Raw genomic sequence first — 2,033 nt, forward strand, 5'->3', positions numbered from 1 at the left:
GCACAACGAGCCGCTGATCTGCCGCCCGATCAACGCGATGGACCGCGACCCGATCCGCCAGCCGCTGGACACCGGCGTGCGCGCGATCAACGCGATGCTGACGGTGGGCCGCGGCCAGCGCATCGGGCTGTTCGCCGGCACCGGCGTCGGCAAATCGGTGCTGCTCGGGATGATGGCGCGCTACACCGCGGCCGACGTGATCGTGGTCGGCCTGATCGGCGAGCGCGGCCGCGAAGTGAAGGAATTCATCGAGGACATCCTCGGCGAAGAGGGCCTGCGCCGCTCGGTCGTCGTGGCCGCGCCGGCCGATGCGCCGCCGCTCACGCGGCTGCAGGGCGCGAGCTACGCGACCGCGATCGCCGAGCATTTCCGCGACCGCGGCCAGCACGTGCTGCTGCTGATGGATTCGCTGACCCGCTTCGCGATGGCGCAGCGCGAGATCGCGCTCGCGATCGGCGAGCCGCCTGCGACCAAGGGCTACCCGCCGAGCTGCTTCGCGAAGCTGCCGCAGCTGGTGGAGCGCAGCGGCAACGGCATCCACGGCGTCGGCTCGATCACCGCGTTCTACACCGTGCTGAGCGAAGGCGACGACCAGCAGGACCCGATCGCCGATGCGGCGCGCGGCATCCTGGACGGCCACATCGTGCTGTCGCGCGAGCTGGCCGAGGCCGGCCACTACCCGGCGATCGACGTCGAGCGCTCGATCTCTCGGGTGATGAACAACGTGAGCCCGCAGGAGCACATCGACGCGGCGCGGCGTTTCCGCCAGCTGAGCGCGAAGTACACGAAGGCGCGCGACCTGATCCAGCTGGGCGCGTATTCGCCCGGCCACGACAGCGAGCTCGACGCCGCCGTCAAGCTGCACGGCCCGATGGTCGAGCTGCTGCAGCAAGGCATGAACAAACCGGCCAGCCTGAACAACAGCGTGCGGGATCTCCGCAAGTTGTTCGGCACCTGATCACGACGATTGAAGGAGTACCTCGATGAGCAACGATCGTTCGATTGAACCGCTGATGGCGCTGCTGGGCCAGGCCGAACGCGAACGCGATGCGGCGATGGCCGAATCGCGCCGTGCCGCCGATGCGCAGGCCGCGGCGCTGGCGCAGGCCGAGCAGCTGGCGAGCTACCGCGGCGAGTACGAGGCGCGCTTTCGCGAGCAGTTCAGCCGCAGCAGCTCGATGGACGTGATGCAGCACTACCAGGGCTTCATGCAGCGGCTGACGCTGGCGATCGACCAGCAGCAGCGCGTCGTGACGCATGCGCAGGGTCGCGTCGAGCGCGTGCTGCAGCTGCTGATCGAGCAGGAGATGCGCGTCGCCTCGGTGCGCAAGCTGCTGGAGCGCCGGCTGCAGGAGCTGCGCTTGGTGGCCGACCGCCGCGAGCAGAAGCAGACCGATGAGTTCGCTGCGCGCGCCGCGTGGAACCGGCTGAGCCAGGCGGGTGCTTCGCCGGTGGTCTGACGCGTTCGCATCCGAGTCTGCCGAGTTTTCCGATCCACCGCTGAATCAACGCCCAGGCACTTCCATGTCCGCCGTGTCGTCGTCCTTGCCGATCTTTTCCGCGAACAACCCGCTGGCCGTCGCGCCGGCCCCTGCGCCGTCGCCCGACGCGCCGCAGGCCAATGCCTTCTCGCAGATGCTGAAGCAGCGCCAGCAGGCCCAGGCGACGCCGGCCGCTGCGGCACCGGCGCCTGCCGCACCGCGTGCACCGACCACCAAGCCGGCCGCGCCTCAAGCGCCTGCGGCGCCGAAGGCCGCGCAGATGCCTGCGCGCGCCGCGGATGCCGAGCGCCCGCAAGCCGGCAAGAAGACCCCCGACAGCGCGGCCCCGGCCGACGCYGAGGCGGCCACTGAAACCACCGATGCCACCGCATCCGATAGCGCCGAGGCATCGACCGGGCTCGACCCGTCGATCGGCAACTGGCTGGCCGGGCTGAACCTGCCGGCCCCGAACACGCAGGCCGGCGGCAAGCTCGCGCGCGGCCAGGCCGACGCCGGCGCTGCCGAAGCAGGTGAGGCGCCCGGTGGACAGGC

General features: G+C 70.7%; 2 protein-coding genes and 1 pseudogene. All 3 read left to right on the plus strand.

Annotated elements, in window-relative coordinates:
* The coding region (locus AC1D1T_RS32170) for a FliI/YscN family ATPase (protein ID WP_477993414.1) at nt 1-958 on the plus strand (958 nt) is incomplete at its 5' end.
* A 25-nt stretch (nt 959-983) separates the two neighbouring features.
* Complete coding sequence (gene fliJ / locus AC1D1T_RS32175; protein ID WP_477826611.1) at nt 984-1,460, plus strand: flagellar export protein FliJ; 477 nt, start codon at nt 984-986, stop codon at nt 1,458-1,460.
* Nucleotides 1,461-1,524: 64 nt separating this feature from the next.
* Nucleotides 1,525-2,033, plus strand: a pseudogene (locus tag AC1D1T_RS32180) (hypothetical protein); the annotation flags it as partial.

The organism is Rhizobacter sp. P2_H3 (genome assembly GCF_056403355.1).